The 516-nt window shown below is 45.0% G+C and carries 1 protein-coding gene; it reads left to right on the top strand.

Going from position 1 to position 516, the window contains the following annotated elements:
• Positions 1 to 354: glycoside hydrolase family protein (locus ACFIKO_RS09580; protein WP_375673950.1), on the top strand; the 354-nt coding region annotated here is incomplete at its 5' end.
• Positions 355 to 516 lie beyond the last annotated feature (162 nt).

Here is a 516-nt window from a genome sequence, read left to right on the forward strand (position 1 = left end):
CTGTTAAAAAAACTCAATCAAGGTGAATATGAAGCTGTCCCTGCCGAGCTACAGAAATGGACCAAAGCAGGCGGGAAGCGTCTTGAAGGTCTAGCACACCGGCGCGCAGCAGAAACAGGGCTATGGGCAAAAGGGGCTTATGTTTCCTCCAATTATCAAACAGTAGAAATGAAACAACCAACAGGGTTTCTCAAAGCAGAAGCGCTTGCACCGATTATTGGTTCTTTTTCTGGGCTTGGTGGTTTGTTAGCAGGCAATGGCCCCATCCAATGGGCTTTGGCAACCATTATGGTTTTAGCCGCATGTACTGGCATTTTCTTTGTTGCTAAACGCTTTCAGGAGCACCGCCTATGATCTTATGGATGAAAAGAAATCTGATGGTTACAGGTGCGGCTTTAGCCGCTTTTTTTATTGCATTAGCAAGAGCATTTACTCTTGGGAAAAAGAGTGAACAGAAAAAGCAAACAGAAAAAGCTTTAAAAGCAGCCACAACACGTCTGGAGGTGGAAAGTGAAG

Origin of the sequence: Bartonella sp. TS82HLJMH (assembly GCF_042193495.1) — a bacterium.
Classification (GTDB): domain Bacteria; phylum Pseudomonadota; class Alphaproteobacteria; order Rhizobiales; family Rhizobiaceae; genus Bartonella; species Bartonella grahamii.